Below are 25,207 nucleotides of genomic sequence, written 5' to 3' on the forward strand. Positions count from 1 at the left end.
CCAAAATCGCGTTGCGCGCGGGACAACACGGGGTAATCGATGCCAAATCAGGTCAGCGGGACAAGTCTGAAGCGCCAGGTCTTCTTCTGGCTCGGCGTGCTCGCATTCTTCATCCTGTTCCTGCTTGTCTTCAGCTCCATCCTGCTGCCGTTCCTGGCCGGAATGGCGATCGCCTATTTCCTTGATCCGGTGGCCGACCGGCTGCAGCGTATTGGCCTCAGCCGGATGATGGCGACGATCGTCATCCTCGTCTGCTTCGTGCTGGTCATCGTCATTGCGCTGATGACGCTGATCCCGATCCTCGCGAGCCAGTTCACAGATTTCGCAGGCAAGTTCCCCGGCTATATCGATCAGCTGCAGCAGTTCATCACCACCTCGCAGAATTCGCTGCTGCCGGAATGGATCAAGAGCCAGCTCGGCACGATCAAGAACAATTTCTCGGAAATCCTCTCGCAGGGCGTCGGCTTCCTCACCGGCCTGTTCGCGCAGATCTGGAGCTCCGGCCTTGCCGTCGTCAACCTGATCTCGCTGCTGATCGTCACGCCCGTCGTCGCCTTCTACATGCTGCTCGACTGGGATCGCATGGTGGCGCAGATCGACCGTTACATTCCGCGCGACTACGTTGCCAATGTTCACCAGATCGCCCGCGAGATCGATCAGGCGATCGCCGGCTTCATCCGCGGGCAGGGCTCGCTCTGCCTCATCCTCGGCATCTACTATGCCGCCGGTCTGTCGCTGGTCGGCCTCAATTTCGGCCTGTTGATCGGTCTCTTCGCTGGCATGATCAGCTTCATCCCCTATGTCGGCTCGATGCTCGGCCTGCTGATCGCCGTTGGCGTCGCCATCGTGCAGTTCTGGCCCGATTACATCTGGGTTGGCGCCGTGCTCGCCGTCTTCTTCAGCGGCCAGTTCCTCGAAGGCAATATTCTGCAGCCGAAGCTCGTTGGCCATAGCGTCGGCCTGCACCCGGTCTGGCTGATGTTCGCGCTCTTTGCGTTCGGCGCGCTCTTCGGCTTCGTCGGCCTGCTGATCGCGGTGCCTGCAGCCGCCGCCGTCGGCGTTCTTGTCCGCTTTGCCCTGTCGCGCTACCTTGAGAGCGATCTTTATGCGGGTCAGTCGAAATCCGTTGCCCGCAAGAGCAAAGCCGAATCCAAATGAACGATGCAAAGCGCAAGGCCGGAGAGCAGCTTCCGCTGGTCTTTACCCATGATGCCGCGACCGGTCGTGACGATCTGCTGATCTCTGACCGTCTGAGCGCGGCCGTCACAATCGTCGATGCCTGGCCGCAATGGCCGTCGCCGGTGGTAATCCTGGCCGGACCCGTCGGCTCGGGCAAGTCGCATCTCGCCAGCATCTGGAAGGAGCACAGCGGCGCGCAGAGCATTCATCCGAAGGCCGGTTCCGATGCCGCGGTCGCTGCCGCCGCCGGTCCCGTCCTGTTCGAGGATGTCGACCGCGAGGGCTTCGATGACACGGCGCTCTTCCACGTCATCAACAGCGTGCGCGAGAACGGCCACAGCCTGATGATGACGAGCCGCCTCTGGCCGATGTCCTGGCCGGTCGAGCTTCCCGACCTGCGTTCGCGCCTGAAGGCTGCGACCGTCGTCGAGATCGGCGAGCCGGACGAGGAGCTGTTGTCGCAGGTGATCGTCAAGCTCTTCTCTGACCGGCAGCTTAATATAGATGACAAACTGGTGTTCTATATCGTCAACCGGATGGAACGCTCGCTGAACGCCGCCCAGACGATCGTCGAGCGGCTCGACCGGCTCGCCTGGTCGCGCGGCACGAAGATCACCCGGGCAATGGCGGCCGAAGTATTGAATGAATTGGGAAATTCCGGCCCGGTCGATTGACTGTCACAGTTCTGTCGTGAAACTGATATAATTCGCGATGGCGAATAAAAGGGGACGGATCGGCCTATGGACAGTGCAGTTGCGGAGCATCAGGAACCGAAGCCGGAAGCGTCCTCCGCCGTCCCTCCACTTGCAGAATTGCTGCAGAGCCCCGAGCGCTTCATCAACCGGGAATTTTCCTGGCTGCAGTTCAATCGCCGCGTTCTCGAAGAGACGCTGAACACCGAGCATCCGCTGCTTGAGCGTGTCCGTTTCCTGTCGATCTCGGCTGCCAACCTCGACGAATTCTTCATGGTGCGCGTCGCCGGCCTCGAGGCCCAGGTGCGCCAGAACATCGCCGTGCGCACGCCTGACGGCAAGACGCCGGCCGAGCAGCTCGATGCCATCCTGCAGGAGATCGATAATCTGCAGATGGAGCAGCAGGCATCGCTTGCCGTGCTCCAGCAGTATCTGGCCCGCGAGGATATCCTCATCGTCCGCCCGGGCGCATTGAGCGATACCGACCGTCAGTGGCTGGCGACCGAATTCGAGCAGGCGATTTTCCCGGTCCTGACGCCGCTGTCGATCGACCCGGCCCATCCGTTCCCGTTCATCCCGAACCTCGGCTTCTCGATCGGCCTGCAGCTCGCCAGCAAGCATGGCCGCGAGCCGATGACGGCGCTCTTGCGCCTGCCGCCGGCGCTCGACCGTTTCGTGCGCCTGCCCGACGACGGCAACACGATCCGCTACATCACGCTCGAGGACGTCGCCAACATCTTCATCCACCGGCTCTATCCGGGCTATGAGGTGCAGGGTTCGGGTACGTTCCGCATCATCCGTGACAGCGATATCGAAGTCGAAGAAGAGGCCGAAGATCTCGTGCGCTTCTTCGAGACGGCGCTGAAGCGCCGCCGCCGCGGCAAGGTGATCCGCATCGAGACCGATTCCGAAATGCCGGCTTCGCTGCGCCATTTCGTCGTCCAGGCGCTCAGCGTTCCCGAAAACCGTATCGCCGTTCTGCCGGGTCTGCTGGCGCTGAACACGCTGTCGGAGATCACCAAGGCGCCGCGCGACGATCTCCGGTTTCCGCCCTACAATGCCCGATTTCCCGAACGTGTCCGCGAGCATGCCGGCGACTGCTTCGCCGCCATCCGCGAGAAGGACATGGTGGTTCACCACCCCTACGAGTCCTTCGACGTGGTGGTCCAGTTCCTGCTTCAGGCTGCGCGCGATCCTGACGTTCTGGCGATAAAGCAGACGCTCTACCGCACCTCCAACGACAGCCCGATCGTCCGTGCGCTGATCGATGCGGCCGAATCCGGCAAGTCGGTGACGGCGCTGGTCGAGCTCAAGGCGCGTTTCGACGAAGAAGCGAACATCCGCTGGGCGCGCGACCTCGAGCGCGCCGGCGTGCAGGTCGTCTTCGGCTTCATCGAACTGAAGACCCATTCGAAGATGTCGCTGGTGGTGCGCCGCGAGGAGGGCAAGCTGCGCAGCTACTGCCATCTCGGCACCGGCAACTACCATCCGATCACCGCGAAGATCTACACCGACCTGTCCTTCTTCACCTGCAATCCCGTGATCGCCCATGACATGGCGAATATCTTCAACTTCATCACCGGCTACGGCGAGCCGGAAGAAAGCATGAAGCTGGCGGTCTCGCCCTATACGCTGCGCTCGCGCATCCTGCGTCACATCGACGAAGAGATCATGCATGCGAAGAACGGCGCCCCGGCGGCGATCTGGATGAAGATGAACGCGCTTGTCGACCCCGAGATCATCGACGCGCTCTATACGGCAAGCCATGCCGGCGTGGAGATCGATCTGGTCGTGCGCGGCATCTGCTGCCTGCGCCCGCAGGTCCCCGGCCTGTCGGAGAATATCCGCGTCAAGTCGATCGTCGGCCGCTTCCTGGAACACAGCCGCATCTTCTGCTTCGGCAACGGTTATGGCCTGCCGTCGGACAAGGCGCTCGTCTATATCGGATCGGCCGACATGATGCCGCGCAACCTCGACCGCCGCGTCGAGACGCTGGTGCCGCTGACCAATCCGACCGTCAAGGAGCAGGTTTTGTCCCAGATCATGCTGGGCAATATCATTGACAATCAGCAAAGCTACGAGATATTGCCCGACGGAACGTCCAGGCGCATGGAGGTGCGCAAGGGCGAGGAGCCGTTCAACGCGCAGCAGTATTTCATGACCAACCCCAGCCTTTCCGGCCGCGGTGAAGCCCTGAAATCCAGTGCGCCCAAGCTGATTGCCGGTCTGCTTTCCGGCCGGACCAAGAGATAACTGGACCTGCATGGTTGAATCAGAAGCCCAGGGGCGCCTGCCAGGGATTGCCCCGGTCTCCGTCGTCGATATCGGGTCGAACTCGATCCGCGTAGTCATCTATGAAGGTATGTCGCGCTCGCCTGCGATCCTTTTCAACGAAAAGGTTCTGTGTGGCCTCGGCAAAGGCATCGCGCTGACCGGCAAGATGGACGAGGACAGCGTCAATCGGGCGCTGACAGCTCTCCACCGTTTCAAGGCCCTGTCCGATCAGGCCCGCGCCGCGACCATGTATGTGCTCGCGACCGCTGCCGCACGCGAAGCCTCCAACGGCCCGGATTTCATCCACAAGGCCGAGACCATCCTGAAGCGCAAGGTGCGCGTGCTCTCGGGCGAGGAAGAAGCAAAGTTTTCCGCCCTTGGCATCGTCAGCGGCTTCTTCCATCCTGACGGCATCGCCGGCGACCTCGGCGGCGGCTCGCTGGAGCTCATCGATATCAGGGAACGCGAGATCGGCACCGGCATCACCCTGCCGCTCGGCGGTCTGCGCCTGTCGGAATATGCCGGCGGCTCGCTCGACAAGGCCCGCAGCTTTGCCCGCAAGCATGTGCGCAGCGCCACGAAGATCCTGGGGAAGGGCACCGGCCGCACCTTCTATGCAGTCGGCGGCACCTGGCGAAACATCGCCAAGCTGCACATGGAGATGACCCAGTATCCGCTGCACATGATGCAGGGCTACGAAGTCACGCTCGACAGCATGATGCAGTTTCTCGATCAGGTCGAAGTCGCAAGAGACAGCAAGGATCCTGCCTTCCAGGCGGTCTCCAAGCATCGCCGCGCACTGCTTCCCTTCGGCGCTGTCGCCATGAAGGAAGTGCTGAGCGCCATGAAGCCCTCGATCATTTCCTTCTCGGCGCAGGGCGTTCGCGAAGGCTATCTCTATTCGCTGCTGTCGGAAGGCGAGCGCCGCGCCGATCCGCTGCTGGCCGCTGCCGGTGAACTCGCGATCCTGCGTGCCCGTTCACCCGAGCATGCGCGCGAACTGGCCGAATGGACCGGCCGGATGATGCCCTGCTTCGGCATCACCGAGACCGAGGAAGAATCCCGCTACCGCCAGGCCGCATGCCTGCTCGCCGATATCAGCTGGCGCGCGCATCCTGATTACCGCGGCCTGCAGGCGCTGAACCTGATTGCCCACTCGTCCTTCGTCGGCATCAGCCACCCGGGCCGCGCCTTCATCGCGCTGACCAATTACTACCGCTTCGAAGGTCTGCACGACGACGGCTCGACGGCGCCGCTCGCGACCATCGCCGGCCCGCAATTCGTCGACCGCGCCAAGCTCCTGGGCGGCATGCTGCGCGTCGTCTACCTGTTCTCGGCATCGATGCCGGGCCTAGTGAAGAACCTGCATTTCCGCAAGTCGGCGCAGCCCGATATCGACATCGAGCTCGTCGTCCCGCACGAGTATCACGACTTCACCGGCGAACGCCTCGACGGCCGCCTGCAGCAACTTGCGAAACTCACCAACAAGCGCCTCGCCTTCGTTTTCGAATGAGTCTCCGGGAATGCGGTCTTCCGGCCGCATTCCCGTTTATCTCAGTTAGGCGGCAGCGTTTTGTGGGAACAGCGCCTTGCGCGTTTCTTCGTCGAGCGTGTGCTTGAACGTATGCTCCTGCTTCAGCAGTAGGGCGCGCTGGACGGCGGGCCGCTCCGCCATCTTCGTCATGAAGCGGGCGACGTTGGGATAGTCGTCCAAGCCTTTCTCGCCGAAGACATAGCCGGCAGACCCCGCCCAGCCCCACAGCGCCATGTCGGCAATGCTGTATTCGGCTCCCGCCAGCCAGGGTGATGCGCCGAGGCGCTGGTCGAGCACGCGGTAGTGACGCTCCAGCTCCTTCACGTAGCGGTTCTTCGCATAGGGGATATCCTCCGGCGCATAGTGCAGGAAGTGGATCGCCTGTCCCGAGAACGGCGAGAGGCCGGTCGCCACCAGCTGCAGCCAGGACAGCATCGCCGCCTTCTCGACGGCACCGGCGGGAATGAAGCGCCCATGCTTCCCGGCGAGATAGAGCAGGATGGCGTGGGAATCGAAGACCGTCACGCCGTCATCGCGGAGGGCAGGGACCTTGCCATTGGGATTGATCTTCAGAAACTCGGGCGCGTGCTGCTCGCCCTTGAAGATATCGATCGGGTGAACCTTGAAGGCGAGGTCGAGTTCGTGCAGCAGCACCGCCACTTTCATCGAGTTCGGTGTCGCGTGAAAATAGAAATCAAGCATCGGCTATATCCTTTGTCGCGGCCTTCGCGAGGGGAAGGCGTCCCGCGACCATGCCGGTGCGTGAGAATATTGACCAATCGATCCTGTGGATCGCACCTAGCGCGCCGGTCGATATCTCCGCCGGTTGCCGCGTTCAGCTCTTGGCTGGCCGTGAGGCGCTCATCACCATCTTCCTGAGCCAGCTATGCGCCGGATCGGCGCGCATGCGCGGGTGCCAGAACAGATTGATGCTGAACGGCGAGAGCGCCACCGGCGGCTCGAACAGATCGAGCGTATCGGTGAAGCGTTGCAGGAAGCGAAGCGGCAATGTGCAGATGCAGTCGGTGCTCACCAGCACCAGCGGCGCCATGGCATAGCTCTGCACGGATACGGACACACGGCGCTCGCGGCCGGTTTCGGCCAGCGCATTATCGATCATGCCGGTAAAATGCCCGCCGCTGGTGGAGATCAGCAGGTGGTCGAGAGCGCAGAATTCGTCGAGCGTCAGCTCGCGCATGCCCCTGGGATGGCCGCGCCTCTGGGCGGTCATGAACTTCTCTTCGAAGAGCGTGCTCGATATCAGCTCATTCGATCCGTCTTCCGCCGCGCCGACGAAGAGATCGATTTCGCCCTGTTCCAGCAGCCCGGCGATCTTCGATTTGTCGGGCAGGGTGAAGGCGATCCTGACCTCGGGCGCATGCGCCTTGATCAGCGGAATGAGATCGGGCGCCAGGATGGCGGCGGGATTATCGGTCGCGGCGATCCGGAAAACCCGCTTGCTGGTTGCCGGATCGAAGAGATGGGCGGTGTTGACGAAATCCTCGAAGCGCTCCAGCAGCCGGGTGAGTTCCGGCTGAAGGGCGACCGCATGAGGCGTCGGCGTCATTCCACGGCCGGAGACGGAGGGGATGAACAGCGGATCGTTGAGCAGATGCCGGAGCCGGTTCAGGCGGGCGGAGAGGGCGGACTGGCTGATATTCAGCCGCGCCGCCGCCCGCGTGACATTCGGCTCCTTCAGAAGCATGTCGAATGTCATCAGCAGGCTGGCATCGAAATCGGAAATTCGCTGGCTCAACGGCGTTTTCCCCTATCTGGAGCTGAACTCATTACATGAGCCCGCCACCTGGTCATAGCGCTGTCTCGGCAACGGCGGCCTTGCGCAGCCGCTGCGACAGGAAGTCGATGCACAGCCGGACCTTCGCCGCCGCCAAGCGGCTGTGAGGGAAGACGACGTGGATCGGCGCTGCCGCGAGCCTCGCCTCCGGCAGCACGATTTCGAGTTTGCCGCTATCGATATCGTCGCGCACGTCCCAGATCGATTTCAACACCAGCCCGGCGCCGGCTAGTGCCCAGCGATGCGCGAGCTCGCCATTGTTCGTCGTCAGCTTGGACCGGACATTGGCGCTGCGCCCGTCGGCAAAGACCCAGTGCGTGTTGGGCGGCTCGCCGAAGGCGATCACGTCATGGCCGGGCAGGTCGTCGATCGCCGTCGGTCGCCCGCGGCGGTCGAGATAGGTGGGGGAGGCGCAGATGACGCGGCGGTTCGGGGCGATCTGCCGGGCGATCAGGCTGGAATCCGAAAGCGCCCCGAAGCGCACGGCAAGGTCGTAGCCTTCCTCAACGATATTGACGACGCCGTCATCGGTATCGAGATGCACCAGAAGCTCCGGATGCGCCTCCTGGAATTCCTGTAGGATCGGCGCCAGCCAGCGGCAGCCGAAGGCAAAGGTCGACGTGACCTTGAGAAGCCCGCTTGCCGTATCCCGTCCGCTCGACGCTTCCGTCTCGGCATCGTCGATCTCGGCGAGGATCTGCACGCAGCGTTCGTAGAAGCGCGCGCCTTCCTCCGTCAGCGCCAGCGAGCGCGTCGTCCGGTTGACCAGCCGCACGCCGAGCCTCTCCTCAAGCCGAGACAGCTTGCGGCTGACGACGGTCAGCGAGAAGTTCAGCTCGCGTGCCGCAGCGGAGAGGCTTCCCGCCTGCACGACGCGCACGAAGACCAGCATGTCGAGAAAATTGTCGCTCATATTATTGCTAATATCGCAAGAGACAGTCGACGACAATCTCCGTTCCGGCAAGAGAGGCGCCGGACTATTGTCGCCTCATCGAAACGGCGGCACGGTTGCCGCAAAGAGGAGAGCAGCAGATGACATCCCTTGCAAATCAACGCGTTCTCGTGGTCGGCGGCAGTTCCGGTATCGGTCTGGCCGTTGCAGAGCAGGCGGCAGCCGCCGGTGCCGCAGTCACGATCGCATCCCGCTCGGCAGACAAGCTTGCCGAAGCCGCCAGCCGGATCGGGCAGGGCGTGCGCACCGCCGCCATCGACACCGCCGATGAGGCTGGGATCGACGCCTTCTTCACGGCAAACGAAGCATGGGACCACATCGTCATCTCCGCGGCGCAAACGCCCTCCGGCCCGGTGCGCAAGCTTTCGCTCGACGACGCCAAGCGCGCCATGGAGAGCAAGTTCTGGGGCGCCTATCGCATCGCCCGGGCAGCAAAGCTTGCCGAACGCGGCTCGCTGACCTTCATCTCCGGCTTCCTGAGCGAGCGCCCATCGGCATCCTCTGTGCTCCAGGGCGCCATCAATGCGGCGCTGGAATCGCTGGCCCGGGGCCTCGCGCTCGAACTCTCCCCGGCGCGTGTGAATACCGTCTCGCCAGGCCTGATCGATACGCCGCTCTGGTCGAAGATGGATGAGGCGAACCGCAACGCGATGTTCGAGCGTGTCGCGGGCTCATTGCCGGCAAAGACGGTGGGCAAGCCTTCCGATATCGCCAATGCCGTCTTGTTCCTGATGACGACGCCTTTCGCAACCGGCTCGACCGTCCGCGTCGATGGCGGCGGCGTGATCGGGTGATGCCATGCTCATCGATCACGTCACCCTGCGCACCGCCGATCTGGAAGCGACCAGGCATTTCCTCGAAGACCTGCTCGGCCTGACCGCGGGAAGCCGACCCGATTTCGGCTTCCCCGGCTACTGGCTCTATAGCGGCGGCGAACCCGTCGTTCACCTGATCCCCGGTGGCGGCGCCGCCGTCGGCCGCAATGCGGAGACGATCGACCATGTCGGCTTCCGGCTGGAAGGCTATGACGCCCATCGCCGGAAGCTCGACACCTCAGCCATACCCTATTCCACCATGGATCTGCCGGATCTCGGCGAGCGCCGCCTTTTCGTCCGCACGCCGGGCGGCATCCTCCTCGAGCTCGTCTTCCGCGAAGGCGAAGCGGTCAACTGAATGGCGAAGGGCTTGCCGCGGCCCGCGGCCGGGTGTACATCATTCCGGTCGCGAAAAGCGGCTGCTTCCCTTGATCCGCCTCTGGCGTGAGTAAACAGGTGGACGAATTGGCGTCCAGGCGGCCGAGTACAAGTCAGCCATGCCGCTATCTGCATGGTTCGGCCAGCGTTTCCCAAACCCGCAACGCCTGACGTCGTCAGGCCCCAATCGCAAGCTCCCGGCGTGCGCGCCGCGCGTTTGCGTCGATCGGATCGCGCCATGAACAGACCGCTTGTTGTCATTTTCACTGCCATTGTCCTCGATGCCGTCGGCATTGGCCTCATCTTCCCCATTCTCCCCTCGCTGCTGCAGGAGGTCACCCGCGCCGATAAGGTCGCCCAGTATATCGGCATCATGACCGCGCTCTATGCGGCCATGCAATTCGTCTTCGCGCCGGTGCTCGGCGCGCTCAGCGACCGGCTCGGCCGCCGCCCGGTCCTGCTGATCTCGCTCGGCGGCGCGGCCATCAACTATCTGGTGCTCGCTTTCGCCCCCAATCTCTGGCTGCTGCTGATCGGCCGCGCCATTGCCGGGCTGACGAGCGCCAATGTCTCCGTCGCCACCGCCTATGTCACCGACATCTCGCCGCCGGAGATGCGCGCCAGACGCTTCGGCCTGCTGAACGCCATGTTCGGTATCGGTTTCATCATCGGCCCCGTCCTTGGCGGCGCGCTCGGGGACTATTGGCTGCGGCTGCCCTTCATCGCCGCGGCAGTGCTGAACGCTGCCAATCTCCTGCTGGCATTCGCCGTGCTGCCGGAAACGCGCAAGCCGAGCCGCGAGAGGATCGATCTTGCCGCGCTCAATCCGTTGCGGCCGCTGCGCTGGATCTTCTCGATGAAGAGCCTGTTGCCGGTGATCCTGATCTTCTTTGTCTTCAGCGGCACCGGCGAAGCCTACGGCACCTGCTGGGCGCTATGGGGCAGCGATGCCTTCCACTGGAACGGCCTCTGGATCGGGCTTTCGCTCGGCACCTTCGGCATCTGCCAGACCTTGTCGCAGGCTTTCCTGCCGGGGCCTGCCGTCAAACTGCTCGGCGAGCGCACGGCCATCCTCACCGGCGTCGGCGCCGTCTGCATCGCGCTTGCCATCATGGCCTTTGCGACCGAGGGCTGGATGATCTTTGCGATCATGCCGCTCTTTGCCCTCGGCGGCATCGGCGTGCCCGCGCTGCAGTCGCTTGCGACCCGCCAGGTCGGCGAAGACCAGCAGGGCCAGTTCCAGGGCGTGCTCGCCTCCGTCGTCAGCCTTGCCTCGATCATCGCGCCGCTCGGCTTTTCGAGCTTCTATTTCGTGGTGCGCGATGCCTGGCCGGGCGCCATCTGGCTCTCGGTTGTCGCGCTCTATGCGATCGGCATTCCGCTGGTTCTCGGCCTGAAGCTCGCCAAGCGCGAGCCGATGTCCGCCTGACACGGCCGGCAGAAGGCGGACAGAGAGCCCGTCTTCTGCTAGGTTCCTTCACTGAAACGGAAGGAGGACACCGTTGGAAAAGCCGAAACTGCTGGCGGGCGGTAACCCGCAGATACCGACGGGGGAGGGCGATGCTCCGGTCCAGGCCTATATCGACGCCGTCCCCGGCTGGAAGCAGGAGGTCTGCCGCAATATCGATCGGCTCGTGCAGCGGGTCCTTCCTGGCGTGCGCAAGGCGGTCAAATGGAACTCGCCGCTTTATGGGGCAGGCGAGAAGACCTGGTTTCTGGGCCTCCACTGCTTCGAGAAATACGTGAAGGTCTCGTTCTTTCAGGGCGGCTTGCTCGACCCCATCCCGCCCGGACAATCGAAACAGGCCGAGGTCCGCTATCTCGATATCCGCGAGACAGACGCGATGGATGAGGCGCAGTTTGCCGCATGGATCAGGCAGGCGGCGGCATTGCCGGGCGTCAAGATGTGACGCCGCGCGATCACCGCCGCAGACCGCTTTTCCGCGTCCCGTCGTAGAAGCCCGGCGGCTTCTTGCGCACCCAGGCGACGAATTTCAGGATGGCCGGATGTTCCAGCAGCTGCGGGATGGTCGGATAGGATTTCTCCAGCTCCGCTTCTGAGAACAGCGCATGGATCTGCCGGTGGCAGATGCGGTGCAACACCTGCGTCTCGCGCCCGCCACGGCTCTTCGGCACCAGATGATGCAGGTCACGCTGATCTTCCGGCACGACGCGCCCGCAGAGCGGACAGACCGCCGTCGCCGGGGCCTCGTACCAGGACTTCACCTCGCGATCACGCTTCCTTGCCATGGGGATACCCTTGATGCGGCGGGCAAGGTATCGCTGGGGAGGGGCTCTGTCATCACATGGATCGCGTGGACAAGCGGGTTCGATGCCCCAGACGCGCAAAGGGAGCGCCCGGCCATGGCCGGGCGCTCCCCGTTTTGCGAACCGGATCCGGCGCTTACTTGGCGTTCAGGAAGTCGCCGACTTCGAGCAGGCTGAACTCGTTGTTGTCAGCCTTATCGACGGCGCGGCCTGCCGAGAAGGGCAGGTTGTTGTCGTTGCCGATGATGATATGCGTGGCATCGACGCGATCGACATTCTCGATCGTCACGAACGGCATGTCGTAGACGCCATCCTTGCTGCCGGCCTTCTTCTTGTTGTCGGGGTCCTTGATGTTGAGCAGGTCGATATAGCCGATCTTGCGGACGGCCTTGCCTGCGTTGGCATCATTGAACTCGATCTTGTAGACGCGCTTCAGCTCGGCCGGAGCCTCGAAGCAATCCGGCTTCGGCTGCTTCGGATCGGCGCAGGCCTTGTCCTTGGTGCCGGCGCCGTTGTCGCGTTCGATGACGAGCGCGGTCGTTTCGTCCAGCATGTTGAAGTCGCCGATCGAGGCGCCCTTGTCTTCGAACGGGTAGAACCAGCTGCGGCCGGTCCACTTCTTCGAGGCGACGTCGAACTCGATGACGCGGATCGCGGTGTGGCCGTCAACCGTCTCCATCTTGCCGTCGTCCTGATAGAGCGCGCCTTCGAGCAAGCCGTAAAGCTTGCTGCCGTCCTTCGACATTGCCAGTCCCTCGAAGCCGCCGGAACGCTTCAGGTTGAAGACCGGGTTCTTGCCGACCGGCGTGCCCGGCAGCTGGATCAGCGCGTTGTCGGGCGAGATGACCGGCTTGCCGTCGACGGTCGTCGGAATGACGTCGGTGAGCGCGCCCTTGGTGTCGAATTTCAGGAGGTAAGGACCGAACTCGTCGCCGAGCCAGAAGCCGTCGGCGACCGGCTGCACGGATTCGATGTCGAAATCGGCGCCGGTAAGGTAGCGCTTTTCCGAGCCTTCCATGACGATCGGGAAGGGGGCGATCTTGTTCGGGTCGGAGAGGAACAGGTTCTCGACGACGTCAGCCTTGTTCGTCGCCCAGTCGAACTTCATCCGGTGCAGGAAGAGCATCGAGTCCGACGAGGTGAACTTTGAGCCGAAGCCGTTGTCCGAGAGGGTCCAGAAGGTGCCGTCGGGCATCGTCTTGATGCCGGAGAAGCCCTGGATCGGCTGGCCGTCGAACGGCAGCTTGATATCGGTCACGCGGGCGCCGTCCTTGCCCGGCACGGTGCCGAGCGCTTCGGTGCGCTTGCGATCCGGCGTGGTGAACTTGCCGGAATGCTTGAGAAATTCAGGGGCATCGGCAGGAGCCGGTGTCATCGTGTTGGCAGGCAGGATCGCCTGGCCAGCAAGAGTGGCGGTAAATTCCTGCTGGTCGGCCGAAGCGGACGTCGCAATCAAAAGAAACAAGGAAACGGAAGCGAAAAGAGCTTTTTTCATGGAGACCCCCAAAAAATGAAGTGGCGGTCCCGATTAGCAGCCGATCTATGTCGCCGAATTGACGGTTGAGTGAAGCTTTGGTGACTGTGCAGAGGCCGGAATGGCCTGGGCGAGCGCCATGACGCCAAGCCCCTGGCCGCGGCCCTTCAGTGCGTGCATGCCGAGATCCTCGGCATTGACGAAGTCGGGCAGCGTCATCCGGTTGGCGAGCTCGCTGGAAATGAGGATCGGCCGGTTCAGCGTCTTGCAGAGCGATTCAAGCCGCGAGGTCGTGTTCACCGTGTCGCCGAAATAGGTGATCTTGTGGTGATCGACGCCGATTTCCGCAGTGATGACGAAACCGCCGTGGAGCGCTGCGCGCAGCCGCGGCACCTGCCCATACTGCTTCAGCCAGCTTGGCGCCTCTTTCTCGATCGCGTTCAGGATATCGAAGACGCAGCGCACGCAGCGGCCATTCTTCATGCCGCGCGCAAGCGGCCAGGTGATGATGGCGGAATCGCCGACATAATCGTCGATCGTGCCCCTGTTGCGACGCACCGGTTCGGCAAAGGCGGCAAACAGCGAATTCAACATCTGTTGGGCGCGCAGATCGCCATGCTTCTCGGCGAAGGGGGTGGAATCGACGAGATCGACGAACAGGAAGATGCGCTCCTCGCTGACCGGATTGCGGTAGCGGCTGGTCAGCATCGCCAGGAACACGTCTCGCCCAAGCAACTCGCGCACCCGCACGACGAAGATGATCGCCGCGCAGACGACGAGCGCATACATGAAGACGTTGAACGGCAGGATGGTGGCCTCGATCCACGAGGTCGGCTGGATGGCGCCAACGGCGCGCAGGAGAACGCCGGCAACGGCAAAGCCGGCGCTCATCAGCACTTCGTAGATGAAAAGCTGCGCCAGGAAATAGGTGAAGGTCGGCAGCTTCTGGATGCGCCGCGACAGCCCGCGCAGAATCGCCTTGCGCTCGAAGGCGAGGATCGGCATGCCGATGAACAGCGCAAAGGTGGCGCCGATGAACGGTCGGCTGTCGCCGTAAAACAGGACGTCGTAGAGCACGCCGCTGCCAGCCATGACCAGCGTCAAAAGCAGCCAGTTCTGGACTGGAGAAATTTCTCGCATGCGCCATCGCCTTGATTTGCCTGATAGTGTCCGGCCATGTAGGCGCCGGTCAAGGCATTTCGAAGGCAGGTAATTTAGAGAAGGACGGTATCGACCTTCCGGCCTGCAAAGCGCAGTGCGATTTCGCCCTTGATGAGCTGCAGGGCAGGCTCGCCAAAGAGCTCCCGGCGCCAGCCATGCAACGCCGAAACCTCGGCCTTCTCGCCTTCGGCAGCGATCTTGTCGAGATCTTCGCTATTGGCGATGACCTTCGGCGCGACGCCATGCTTCTCGGAGATCAGCTTCAGCAGAACCTTGAGCAGCTCGACGGCGGCGGCGGCCCCTTCGGGCGCCTGGGTGTGGCGCGGCACATGCGGCATGTCGGCCTTTGGCAGCGCCAGCGCCTCGTTGACGGCTTCGAGGACGGCCGCGCCGGAGGAGGATCGCTCCCAGCCCTTCGGGATGGTTCTCAGGCGGCCAAGCGCTTCCGTATCCTTCGGTTGCTGCTGGGCGATCTCGTAGATCGCGTCGTCCTTCAATACGCGCGAGCGCGGCACGTTGCGCGAACGCGCCTCGCGTTCACGCCAGGCGGCAACATATTTCAGGATCGCCAGTTCCTGCGGCTTGCGCAGGCGCATCTTCAGGCGCTGCCACGCATCGTCAGGGTGGAGATCGTAGGTCTCGCGCGCTTCGAGGATATCCATTTCCTCGGAAAGCCAGGAGGAGCGTCCTTCGCGGGCGAGCTCGTCCTTGAGATAGAGATAGACATCGCGCAGATGCGTGACGTCGGCCAGCGCATAATCGAGCTGCTTTTCGGAGAGCGGCCGGCGGCTCCAGTCGGTGAAGCGCGACGACTTGTCGATCTGAACGCCCTTGGTGCGGCTGACGAGCTGGTCGTAGGAGACGCTGTCGCCGAAGCCGCAGACCATGGCGGCGACCTGCGTGTCGAAGATCGGATGCGGGATCAGCCCGCCACGGTTGAAGATGATTTCGATATCCTGCCGCGCGGCGTGAAAAACCTTGAGGACGGCAGTATTCGCCATCAACTCGAAGAATGGCGTCAGATCGATGCCCTTCGCCAACGGATCGACGATGACTTCTGTCGTCGGGCTTGCCATCTGGATCAGGCAAAGCTCCGGCCAGAAGGTCGTTTCACGCAGAAACTCGGTGTCGATCGTGATGAAGTCAGACTTGGCCAGCTCTTTGCACGCGGCCGCCAAATCGGCGGTGGTTTCGATCATATCAATTCATTCACAAGGAAAAAGGTCGGTTAACCTTCCTTCTCCTTTCGAAGAGATATGTCAATACGTTGAACCGGTGCGTGTTGCGCAGAAGTGTCTATTCGCCGGGATGAAGGCGATGCTTGATGCGATTGCTACGCTCGTTCGCAAGCACGGCAATCCAGCCTCCGGCAGCGACGATGGCCGGTAGAATGATGAAAGCAAAGATTTCGATGCCGTTCATGATGGCAAACCTTTGAGTGCGCGTCTTCCGGCTAAATGTAATGCAACCGCCGCCAAAAGCCAACAGAATGCGCCGATCACGAAGGTTATGGTCGATGCGAGCGTGCCTGTTGCCGAGTATAGGGCGGCTGCAATCGGAGCGAACACGCCAACTGTTAGACAGGAGGTTGAGGCTCTATCTATTGCGTTCGCCAGGTATTTTGTTCGCTCGATTTCACGCAACGCCGATCCTCCCCTGCGTTGCATGCTATGGTTGCGGAAAGGGCTGAAAAGGTCAATCGCCCTAAGCAACCCTGACGTAGCTCGTCATCCCCGTCTTCTGATGCTCGATAATATGGCAATGCAACAGCCAGTCGCCGGGATTATCGGCGACGAAGGCGAGCTGGACCTTTTCGTCGGGCTGGATCAGGTAGGTGTCGGAGATCACGGGCATGACCTCGCGTGTCGAGGACGAGATCACCTTGAAGCTCATCCCGTGCAGATGGATCGGGTGCAGGTGAGGGGTGACGTTCTCAAGCTGGAAGATGTAGCTCTTGCCCTGCTTGAGTTCGGCGAGCGGCGCCGTCGGATCGGCGGTATCGCCCGGCCACGGCACCTTGTTGATCGCCCAGAAGCTGTAGCCCAGCGTGCCGCAGATACTGTCGACGGGCGCGTTCTCGGCGGTAGCGCTCAGCACCAGCGGGATCTTTTCCGCCGAGGAAAGATCGGCCTCCGGCACCGGATTGGCGGCGAGAGCGCCGAGATCGGCGACGTCGCGCTTCAGCGACTGGCCGGTGGCGCGCAGCTTCGCGAGCGTCTTCGGCGTCGTGCCGCGGATGTCTTCGAGCGTCGCGACGGCACCTTCGCTATCGGGCATGCGTACGGCGAGGTCGAGGCGCTGGCCGGGGCCAAGCTGCAGGAGCTCGAGCGGGAAACGTTTCGGCACAGGGTTACCGTCGATGGCGATGACGGTGGCCTCGCCGCCTTCCATCTTCAAGGAATAGATGCGGGTGACATCGGTGATCGCGATGCGCAGCCGCACCAACCCGCCGGCCGGAGCATCATATTGCGGCTCCTGGTGCCAGTTGGCGGTACGCACCGTGCCATAGGTGCCGGTTTTTGCCGCATCGCGCGGCCGGAAGGGGGCGATGAACTGCCCGTCGCCGCCAAGCCGCCAGTCACGAAGATTGAGCACCACTTCCGCATCGAAGAGAGGATCGGCTGCGTCCTCGACGACGATGACGCCAGTCATCCCGTGACCCATCTGCGTCAGCGTGTTGCAATGCGGGTGATACCAGAAGGTACCCGCATCCGGCGGCGTGAAATTATAGTCGAAGCTGTCGTTGGTGTAGACGTAGGGCTGCGTCATGAACGGCACGCCGTCCATCTTGTTGTTGATGCGCAGCCCATGCCAGTGGATCGTCGTCGGCTCGTCGAGAGCGTTGGTCAGCCGCGCCGCATAGGGCTTGCCGCGCTGCATGCGCAATACCGGCGGCACGCCCTGGTCGCCCCACGTCATGATGTCCCTGGTCGAGCCGAACTCCGTCAGTACGGCCTCGGTCTTGACCGCCTTCAACAGCTGCGGCTCGGGTGCCGCTTCCGCAAAACCGAACTTCCCGGCAACGCCGATCCCGACACCGTAAGCACCGGCAACGGCTGAGGCTTTGAGCAGATTTCGGCGGGTGAGGAGGGGCATGCGAGGCTCCGGCAGCTGATATTCGCCATCTTTAAAGTTGACTGGCGGTTTCATCAATAAGCAAATGCCGGCCAAACTGCCGCAGTGGCGGTGGCAATAAACCGCCGTGAAACCGGCCCGCTCTCGCGCCAAGTCTTGACAAATCAGACCGTCCATGCGCTTGTCCGCCCGATTTTCTTGTCGGCGCTTGAGGGTGGAAATTTGCCCTTGCAGCCGTCTCAGCAGACATCGGGAATAGAGATTATGCATCGCTACCGCAGCCACACCTGTGCCGCCCTCCGCAAGTCGGACGTCGGCTCGACCGTCCGGATTTCCGGTTGGGTTCACCGCGTTCGTGACCATGGCGGCGTTCTCTTCATCGACCTTCGCGACCATTACGGCATCACCCAGGTCGTCGCCGATCCGGATTCTCCGGCTTTCAAGACCGCCGAAGCCGTTCGCGGCGAGTGGGTCATCCGTATCGATGGTCTCGTCAAGGCCCGTACGGAAGACACCGTCAACAAGAACATGGCGACCGGCGAGATCGAACTCTACGCCCAGGAAATCGAAGTTCTGGCCGCCGCCAAGGAGCTGCCGCTGCCGATCTTCGGCGAGCCCGATTATCCCGAAGACGTTCGCCTCAAGTACCGCTTCCTCGACCTGCGCCGCGAGACGCTGCACAAGAACATCGTCAAGCGCACGCAGATCATCTCGGATATCCGCAACCGCATGGCCTCGGCCGGCTTCGGCGAATACACGACGCCGATCCTGACGGCATCCTCGCCGGAAGGCGCGCGCGACTTCCTCGTCCCCAGCCGTATCCATCCCGGCACCTTCTTCGCGCTGCCGCAGGCGCCGCAGCAGTACAAGCAGCTGTTGATGGTTGCCGGTTTCGATCGCTACTTCCAGATCGCGCCCTGCTTCCGCGATGAAGATCCGCGTGCCGACCGCCTGCCGGGCGAATTCTACCAGCTCGACGTCGAAATGAGCTTCGTCACCCAGGAAGATGTCTGGGATACGATGGCCCCGATCATCACAAACGTGTTCGAGCAGTTCGCCGAAGGCAAGCCGGTCACCAAGGAATGGCCGCGCATTCCCTATGACGTCGCGATCCGCAAATACGGCTCCGACAAGCCGGACCTGCGCAACCCGATCGAGATGCAGGCCGTCACCGAACATTTCGACGGCTCCGGCTTCAAGGTTTTCGCCGGCATGATCGCCGCAAACCCGAAGGTCGAAGTCTGGGCGATCCCGGCCAAGACCGGCGGTTCGCGCGCATTCTGCGACCGCATGAACGCCTGGGCGCAGTCGCTGGGACAGCCGGGTCTCGGCTACATCTTCTGGAAGGAAGAAGACGGCAAGGTCGGCGGTTCCGGCCCGCTCGCCAAGAATATCGGCGAAGAGCGCACTGAAGCCCTGCGCATTCAGCTTGGCCTTGAAGCAGGCGACGCAGCCTTCTTCGTCGCCGGCGAACCGGCGAAGTTCTACAAGTTCGCAGGCGAAGCCCGCACCAAGGCCGGTGAAGACCTGAACCTTGTCGATCGCGACCGGTTCGAGCTGTGCTGGATCATCGACTTCCCGTTCTACGAATGGAGCGAGGAAGACAAGAAGGTCGACTTCGCGCACAACCCCTTCTCGATGCCGCAGGGCGGTCTCGAGGCGCTGCAGACCAAGGAGCCGCTGTCGCTCAAGGCCTACCAGTACGACGCCGTCTGCAACGGCTTCGAAATCGCCTCGGGCTCGATCCGTAACCAGTCGCCGGAAGCCATGGTCAAGGCCTTCGAGCTGGTCGGCCTCAGCCAGGCGGATGTCGAAGAACGCTTCGGCGGCATGTACCGCGCCTTCCAGTACGGCGCGCCTCCGCATGGCGGCTGCGCATTCGGCATCGACCGTATCGTCATGCTGCTGCTCGGCGCCAAGAACCTGCGCGAAATCACTCTGTTCCCGATGAACCAGCAGGCGCAGGACCTCCTGATGAACGCGCCGTCGCCGGCAACGCCGAAGCAGCTGATGGAACTGTCGCTGCGCGTCATGCCGCAGCCGAAGAAAGACTGATCGATCCCAAAGAGACCCGCAAACAGCGGGCCTCCTACCTTCAGCAAGTATCAACGCCGGCTGCAGCTTGCAGCCGGCGTTTTTCGTGGCTATAGCTTGCCTATTCGCCCCGGACCCGGTGAAACTCCGGGTGGCTCTTCTGGCCGCCGATCCGCCAGACAACGCACAACATCTTCCAATATGTTGAACCGGACTTTCGTCCGGTCGCGCTGAACCTTGTGAACAATCCGACATGAACAAACTCTCCGCTTACAAGCGCGAATGGTTTTCGAACATTCGTGGTGACATTCTTTCCGGCATCGTCGTGGCGCTCGCCTTGATCCCGGAGGCCATCGGCTTTTCTGTCATTGCCGGCGTCGATCCGAAGATCGGGCTTTTCGCCTCGGTTGCCATTGCCTGCGTCTCCGCCATCGCCGGCGGCCGGCCGGGCATGATTTCGGCGGCAACTGCCGCGACAGCGGTGCTGATGGGCTCGCTCGTGCGCGAGCATGGCCTGCAATATCTCTTCGCTGCCACGATCCTGATGGGCATCCTGCAGATGATTGCGGGCATGCTGAAGCTCGGGCGGCTGATGCGCTTCGTGTCGCGCTCCGTGATGACCGGCTTCGTCAACTCGCTGGCGATCCTGATCTTCATGGCGCAGCTGCCGGAACTGATCGGCATGCCGCAGACGACCTATGTGATGATCGCGGCGGCCCTGCTGATCATTTACCTCTTCCCCTATGTCACCAAGGTCATCCCGTCGCCGCTGGTGGCGATCGCGGTGCTGACGGCGGCAACGGTCATGCTGGGGCTCGATGTCCGCACGGTCAGCGATCTCGGCGAGCTGCCGACCAGCCTGCCTGTTTTCACCATCCCGCAGGTGCCGCTGACATTCGAGACGCTGCAGATCATCTTCCCGTATTCGATCGGCCTTGCCGCCGTCGGTCTGCTGGAATCGCTGCTGACGGCGCAGATCGTCGATGATCTCACGGATACCCAGAGCAACAAGAACACGGAATGCTACGGGCAAGGGGCCGCCAATATCGCCTCCGCCCTGATCGGCGGCATGGGTGGCTGCGCCATGATCGGCCAGTCTGGCATCAATATCGCCTCCGGCGGCCGCGGCCGTTTGTCGACTTTCGTGGCCGGTGCCTTCCTTCTGATCCTGCTTCTGGTGCTCGACGATATCCTGCGCGTCGTGCCGATGGCGGCGCTGGTCGCGATCATGATCATGGTGTCGATCGGCACCTTCTCCTGGCGTTCGATCCTCGATATTCGCCGCAATCCGCCGTCGTCGTCGCTGGTCATGCTGGCAACCGTTGTCACCGTCGTCGCGACCCATGATCTTTCGAAGGGCGTGCTGGTCAGCGTTCTCTTGTCGGGTGTGTTCTTCGCCGGCAAGGTCGCCAAGCTGTTCCATGTCCGCTCGTCGCTGGACGGCGAGACCGGTGTCCGGACCTACCGGGTCGATGGCCAGGTGTTCTTCGCCTCGGCGGAAAGCTTCTCCGCTGCCTTCGACTTCGAGGAGCAGGTGACGTCAGTCGTCATCGACGTCACCGCCGCGCATTTCTGGGACATCACCGCCGTCGGCGCGCTCGACAAGGTGGTCCTGAAATATCGCCGCCGCGGCATCGCCGTCGATGTCCGCGGCCTGAACGAGGCGAGCGCCAACATGCTCGACCGCTTCGCCCTGCATGACAAGGGTGATGCTGCACTGGCCTCCACCGGCTCGCACTGACAAACAAAAAAGCCCGGCATCGCTGCCGGGCTTTTCGTTTCAGCGAGGCTGAACGTTACTGGTTTGCCGTGATCTTCACGCCGAGAACGTTCGGCAGCGTGTTCGGTGCGCCCATGGCAGCGCCCATGATCGTCGGGAACGGCACGGCCTGGGCCGGTGCTGCCGAGACAGCGAAGTTCTTCGGGTCGTCGAGATAGGTGTTGACGGCGGCCGAGATCGCGTTCTGCAGCTCGGGAACGTTGAGCTGTGCGACGGCGAGCGGCGCCATTGCCTTCAGCGCGTCGCCCATCTGCTTGCCGCTCATGTTCTGCTTCGCACCGGCATATTCAAGCGCGCGCTTGGTGATCGAGGCGTCGTCGAAGCGGACCTCGGCGCTGTTGAACGAAAGCTGCTGCAGCAGGCCGAGCATTGCGAGGCCGAGAGCCTGCTGGGCCTCTTCCTTGTTCGGGTTGGCTTCAGAGGCCTTGGCGGCTTCCTGCAGCGACTTCATGAAGGCAGGCGTGTAGCCGGAGATCTTGAAGGCGAGGTTCAGGCGGCCGACATTGGTGACGTCGAAGGCGAATTCGGAAATATCGATCGTGCCGGGGCCGAGATCCCAGGCGCCTTTCATCGTGATGTCGCCGTTGACATGCTCGAGCGCCAGCTTTTCGATCCCTTCCTTGTACTGCGGATCGGGCGCATCGGTCAGGTCGGCCTTCATGTTCTTGAAGGCGCCGTCGAAATCGAAGCCGGATTCGTCTTCGCGCAGCGTCAGGTTCATGTCGGTCTGGCCGAGCGAGAAGATGTCCTTGCCGTCCTTCGAAACCTTGAACGGGCCGGTATGGGCCGTCTCGTAGAGCAGCATGGAATCGACGCCGTCGCCGGTCGCATCGGCCGGGATCGAGATGCCGCCGAGCTTCATGTCGCTGGCGGAGATCGTCGTGCCTTCTTCGCTGACATTGATGTCGGGGAAGGCTGCTTCCTCGATGTAGTAGCCGCCGTCTTCGTCTTCCTCGACGCCGGTCATCGTGATGTCGCCGATCTTCAGCGCATCGCCGGCCGCAGGCTTGAAGCTTGCGTTCTTCAGCGTCACGGTCGTGTCGTCGACATCGACGCCGTCAGCGACGAGCGTGCCGCCCTGGGCGATATAGGCGGCGTTGAGCTTCTTCAGCAGATCCTGGCCATCAAGGGCGAATGCGCTGGTGGCGAGCGACAGGAATGCTGCGCCGGAAAGCATAAGCCGGGTGGTCCGGTAAAAGGTCATGACGAAATCCTCTAGTGGCGGTTAAGGCTAGTCTATTGCGAAGTCGACGCGCGTTATATTGATGCGAACTCTAAATTTTAGTTGATAGGCAAAGAAAACGAAGTCCAAATGACGTGCCGATGCTTGATGGCCACATGATGTCATTCTGGTACGTCATCCACAGGCGCAAGCCTCCCGATTCCTTGCCGTGGAGAGCCTTCTAGGCTAGTCAAGGCCTATGGGACAAGAGATTTTGCCGCCCTCTGGCGGAGACGACGACAGCATCCTTCCGGTCGACCTCAAGGCTGCGCTCGAAGAGCGTTACTTGGCATATGCACTGTCGACCATCATGCACCGCGCCCTTCCTGACGTGCGCGACGGCCTGAAGCCGGTCCACCGCCGCATCATCCACGCGATGAGCGAGATGGGCATCCGGCCGAACGCCGCCTTCAAGAAATGCGCCCGTATCGTCGGTGACGTCATCGGTAAATTCCACCCGCATGGCGACCAGTCGGTCTATGATGCGCTGGTGCGTCTGGCGCAGGATTTCTCGCAGCGTTATCCGCTGGTCGACGGGCAGGGGAACTTCGGCAATATCGACGGCGACAACGCCGCCGCCTATCGTTACACCGAAGCCCGCATGACCGAAGTCACTGCGCTGCTGCTCGACGGTATCGAGCAGGACGCAGTCGACTTCCGCCCGACCTATAACGAGGAAGACGAGGAGCCGGTGGTTCTGCCGGGCTCCTTCCCGAATCTTCTGGCAAACGGCTCCTCGGGTATCGCCGTCGGCATGGCGACCTCCATTCCGTCGCACAACGTCCACGAACTCTGCGATGCGGCCCTGCATCTCATCAAGCATCCGGATGCGACGGTCGAGACGCTGGTCGAATCCTTCATTCCCGGCCCGGATTTCCCGACCGGCGGCATCATCATCGACAGCCGCGCCAGCATCGTCGAGGCCTACAAGACCGGCCGCGGCGGCTTCCGCACCCGCGCCAAGTGGGAGACGGAAGATCTCGGCCGCGGCGGCTACCAGATCATCGTCACCGAAATTCCCTTCCAGGTGCAGAAATCGCGCCTGATCGAAAAGATTGCCGAGCTGCTGCTTGCCCGCAAGCTGCCGCTGCTCGAAGACGTGCGCGATGAATCCGCCGAGGACGTCCGCATAGTCCTGGTGCCGAAGAACCGCACCGTCGATCCGACGATCCTGATGGAATCGATGTTCAAGCTCACCGAGCTCGAAAGCCGCTTCCCGCTGAACATGAACGTTCTCTCCATGGGCCGCATTCCGCGCGTCATGGCGCTGAACGAGGTTCTCAAGGAATGGCTCGACCACCGCCGCGACGTGCTGCAGCGCCGCTCGCGCTTCCGCCTTGCCGCGATCGAGAGGCGTCTCGAAATTCTTGGCGGCCTGTTGATCGCCTACCTGAATATCGACGAAGTCATCCGCATCATCCGCGAGGAAGACGAGCCGAAGCCGGTGATGGTCGCCCGCTGGGATTTGACCGAAATCCAGGTCGAAGCCATCCTCAACATGCGCCTGCGCTCGCTGCGCAAGCTCGAGGAATTCGAAATCCGCAAGGAGTTCGACGAACTCACCGCCGAAAAGGCCGGCATCGAGGCGCTGCTCGCTTCCGACGAGAAGCAGTGGCAGACCGTTGCCTGGGAAATCGGCGAGGTGAAGAAGAAGTTTGCCAAGGCGACCGAGCTCGGCCGCCGCCGCACCCAGTTTGCCGATGCGCCGGAAGCCGACGAAGAGGCGATCCAGCAGGCGATGATCGAAAAGGAACCGATCACCGTCGTCGTCTCCGAAAAGGGCTGGATTCGCGCGCTGAAGGGCCACATCTCCGACACGGCATCGCTGACCTTCAAGGAAGGCGATGCGCTGAAGGTGGCGTTCCCGGCTCAGACCACAGACAAGATCCTGATCGTCACCACCGGCGGCAAGGCCTTCACCCTCGGCGGCGACAAGCTGCCCGGCGGGCGCGGCCATGGCGAGCCGCTGCGCATCATGATCGACATGGACAACGATCAGGACGTGCTCACCGCCTTCGTCCACGATCCCCAGCGCAAGCAGCTGATCGTTTCGACGGCCGGCAACGGCTTCGTCGTGGCGGAAGGCGAGATGGCTGCCAATACCCGCAAGGGCAAGCAGATCATGAATGTCTCGATGCCCGACGAGACCAAGCTGATCGTTCCGGTCAGCGGCGATCACGTCGCCGTCGTCGGCGAGAACCGCAAGATGCTGGTCTTCCCGCTGGCGCAGGTGCCGGAAATGGCCCGCGGCAAGGGCGTTCGCCTGCAGCGCTACAAGGATGGCGGCATCTCCGATGTCCGCTGCTTTGCGATCGATGCGGGCCTCTCATGGGAAGACAGCGCAGGCCGTATGTTCAACAAGAACAAGGACGAGCTGGCCGAATGGCTGGCTGACCGCGCAACGGCCGGACGCACCGTGCCGAAGGGCTTCCCGCGCAGCGGCAAGTTCGCCGGCTGACACCGGTAACAATTTGGCGATCCGCCCTTGGCGGGCGGCTCGCTTCCTCTATCTCAGTCCTGTCACCAAAAACTGGGAACGGCTCCATTCCGAAAGGCGGACGGAATGGCCCCGCA

At 62.5% G+C, this 25,207-nt stretch carries 21 protein-coding genes and 1 other annotated feature; of the genes, 11 read left to right on the top strand and 10 right to left on the bottom strand.

Going from position 1 to position 25,207, the window contains the following annotated elements; all coding sequences use genetic code 11:
* The first annotated feature begins 39 nt into the window (after positions 1–39).
* The 4 genes from ACQZ5H_RS02720 to ppx all read left to right on the top strand — a co-directional run bounded on the left by ACQZ5H_RS02720 (position 40) and on the right by ppx (position 5,658).
* Positions 40–1,158 (top strand): AI-2E family transporter, encoded by a 1,119-nt coding sequence (locus tag ACQZ5H_RS02720; protein ID WP_112718790.1) that lies wholly within the window; start codon positions 40–42, stop codon positions 1,156–1,158.
* Entirely contained in the window at positions 1,155–1,853 is a 699-nt protein-coding gene (gene hdaA / locus ACQZ5H_RS02725; protein ID WP_130282750.1) for a DnaA regulatory inactivator HdaA, read from the top strand. The genes ACQZ5H_RS02720 and hdaA overlap by 4 nt, the downstream gene beginning before the upstream one ends.
* Positions 1,854–1,919: 66 nt before the next feature.
* Positions 1,920–4,124, top strand: coding sequence for an RNA degradosome polyphosphate kinase (locus ACQZ5H_RS02730; RefSeq protein WP_112718788.1), 2,205 nt, complete (start codon positions 1,920–1,922; stop codon positions 4,122–4,124).
* Between the two features lie 10 nt (positions 4,125–4,134).
* Complete coding sequence (ppx, locus tag ACQZ5H_RS02735) at positions 4,135–5,658, top strand: exopolyphosphatase (RefSeq protein WP_130282748.1); 1,524 nt, start codon at positions 4,135–4,137, stop codon at positions 5,656–5,658.
* A gap of 45 nt (positions 5,659–5,703) precedes the next feature.
* Here the strand turns inward: ppx and ACQZ5H_RS02740 are convergent, their stop codons facing one another.
* From ACQZ5H_RS02740 to ACQZ5H_RS02750, 3 genes are all read right to left on the bottom strand, one after another.
* Complete coding sequence (locus tag ACQZ5H_RS02740) at positions 5,704–6,381, bottom strand: glutathione S-transferase family protein (RefSeq protein ID WP_449096674.1); 678 nt, start codon at positions 6,379–6,381, stop codon at positions 5,704–5,706.
* 133 nt (positions 6,382–6,514) lie between these two features.
* Positions 6,515–7,435 (bottom strand): LysR family transcriptional regulator, encoded by a 921-nt coding sequence (locus ACQZ5H_RS02745; protein WP_449096675.1) that lies wholly within the window; start codon positions 7,433–7,435, stop codon positions 6,515–6,517.
* Positions 7,436–7,487: 52 nt separating this feature from the next.
* Positions 7,488–8,387, bottom strand: coding sequence for a LysR family transcriptional regulator (locus ACQZ5H_RS02750; protein ID WP_130282744.1), 900 nt, complete (start codon positions 8,385–8,387; stop codon positions 7,488–7,490).
* Between the two features lie 119 nt (positions 8,388–8,506).
* On the opposite strand from ACQZ5H_RS02750, the gene ACQZ5H_RS02755 reads away from it, so the two are divergent.
* The 4 genes from ACQZ5H_RS02755 to ACQZ5H_RS02770 all read left to right on the top strand — a co-directional run bounded on the left by ACQZ5H_RS02755 (position 8,507) and on the right by ACQZ5H_RS02770 (position 11,529).
* The gene (locus ACQZ5H_RS02755; RefSeq protein ID WP_449096676.1) at positions 8,507–9,220 is read left to right on the top strand and encodes an SDR family oxidoreductase; all 714 of its coding nucleotides are present in this window, start codon (positions 8,507–8,509) and stop codon (positions 9,218–9,220) included.
* Positions 9,221–9,224: 4 nt separating this feature from the next.
* Complete coding sequence (locus ACQZ5H_RS02760) at positions 9,225–9,599, top strand: VOC family protein (protein ID WP_449096677.1); 375 nt, start codon at positions 9,225–9,227, stop codon at positions 9,597–9,599.
* Between the two features lie 258 nt (positions 9,600–9,857).
* The gene (locus ACQZ5H_RS02765; RefSeq protein WP_449096678.1) at positions 9,858–11,048 is read left to right on the top strand and encodes a TCR/Tet family MFS transporter; all 1,191 of its coding nucleotides are present in this window, start codon (positions 9,858–9,860) and stop codon (positions 11,046–11,048) included.
* A gap of 73 nt (positions 11,049–11,121) precedes the next feature.
* Complete coding sequence (locus ACQZ5H_RS02770; RefSeq protein WP_449096679.1) at positions 11,122–11,529, top strand: DUF1801 domain-containing protein; 408 nt, start codon at positions 11,122–11,124, stop codon at positions 11,527–11,529.
* Positions 11,530–11,539: 10 nt separating this feature from the next.
* Here the strand turns inward: ACQZ5H_RS02770 and ACQZ5H_RS02775 are convergent, their stop codons facing one another.
* From ACQZ5H_RS02775 to ACQZ5H_RS02800, 6 genes are all read right to left on the bottom strand, one after another.
* Positions 11,540–11,869, bottom strand: coding sequence for an HNH endonuclease (locus ACQZ5H_RS02775; protein ID WP_449096680.1), 330 nt, complete (start codon positions 11,867–11,869; stop codon positions 11,540–11,542).
* Positions 11,870–12,023: 154 nt separating this feature from the next.
* Positions 12,024–13,382 (bottom strand): esterase-like activity of phytase family protein, encoded by a 1,359-nt coding sequence (locus tag ACQZ5H_RS02780; protein WP_449096681.1) that lies wholly within the window; start codon positions 13,380–13,382, stop codon positions 12,024–12,026.
* Between the two features lie 45 nt (positions 13,383–13,427).
* The gene (locus ACQZ5H_RS02785; protein WP_112718778.1) at positions 13,428–14,501 is read right to left on the bottom strand and encodes an adenylate/guanylate cyclase domain-containing protein; all 1,074 of its coding nucleotides are present in this window, start codon (positions 14,499–14,501) and stop codon (positions 13,428–13,430) included.
* A 74-nt stretch (positions 14,502–14,575) separates the two neighbouring features.
* Complete coding sequence (rnd, locus tag ACQZ5H_RS02790; RefSeq protein ID WP_203429139.1) at positions 14,576–15,721, bottom strand: ribonuclease D; 1,146 nt, start codon at positions 15,719–15,721, stop codon at positions 14,576–14,578.
* Positions 15,722–15,818: 97 nt separating this feature from the next.
* Positions 15,819–15,944: a hypothetical protein gene (locus ACQZ5H_RS02795; protein ID WP_354540981.1), complete on the bottom strand. Its 126-nt coding sequence runs from the start codon at positions 15,942–15,944 to the stop codon at positions 15,819–15,821.
* A gap of 282 nt (positions 15,945–16,226) precedes the next feature.
* On the bottom strand, positions 16,227–17,618 hold the full coding sequence (locus ACQZ5H_RS02800) for a multicopper oxidase family protein (RefSeq protein WP_449096682.1): 1,392 nt from the start codon (positions 17,616–17,618) through the stop codon (positions 16,227–16,229).
* A 243-nt stretch (positions 17,619–17,861) separates the two neighbouring features.
* Here ACQZ5H_RS02800 and aspS point away from each other — a divergent pair, with 243 nt between their 5' ends.
* Together aspS and ACQZ5H_RS02810 are read left to right on the top strand one after the other, a co-directional pair.
* Entirely contained in the window at positions 17,862–19,652 is a 1,791-nt protein-coding gene (gene aspS, locus ACQZ5H_RS02805; RefSeq protein ID WP_449096683.1) for an aspartate--tRNA ligase, read from the top strand.
* A 108-nt stretch (positions 19,653–19,760) separates the two neighbouring features.
* Positions 19,761–19,816, top strand: a sequence feature (sul1 is cis-regulatory element that is thought to sense ions involved in sulfur or methionine metabolism; They are found in Alphaproteobacteria).
* 68 nt (positions 19,817–19,884) lie between these two features.
* Complete coding sequence (locus tag ACQZ5H_RS02810) at positions 19,885–21,372, top strand: SulP family inorganic anion transporter (protein ID WP_449096684.1); 1,488 nt, start codon at positions 19,885–19,887, stop codon at positions 21,370–21,372.
* Between the two features lie 55 nt (positions 21,373–21,427).
* Here ACQZ5H_RS02810 and ACQZ5H_RS02815 read toward each other — a convergent pair whose 3' ends face one another.
* Complete coding sequence (locus tag ACQZ5H_RS02815; RefSeq protein WP_449096685.1) at positions 21,428–22,615, bottom strand: hypothetical protein; 1,188 nt, start codon at positions 22,613–22,615, stop codon at positions 21,428–21,430.
* Between the two features lie 217 nt (positions 22,616–22,832).
* Between ACQZ5H_RS02815 and parC the strand changes: the two genes are divergently transcribed.
* Positions 22,833–25,091: a DNA topoisomerase IV subunit A gene (parC, locus tag ACQZ5H_RS02820; protein ID WP_112718771.1), complete on the top strand. Its 2,259-nt coding sequence runs from the start codon at positions 22,833–22,835 to the stop codon at positions 25,089–25,091.
* Positions 25,092–25,207: the final 116 nt, after the last annotated feature.

This window comes from Rhizobium sp. 21-4511-3d, from assembly GCF_053522545.1.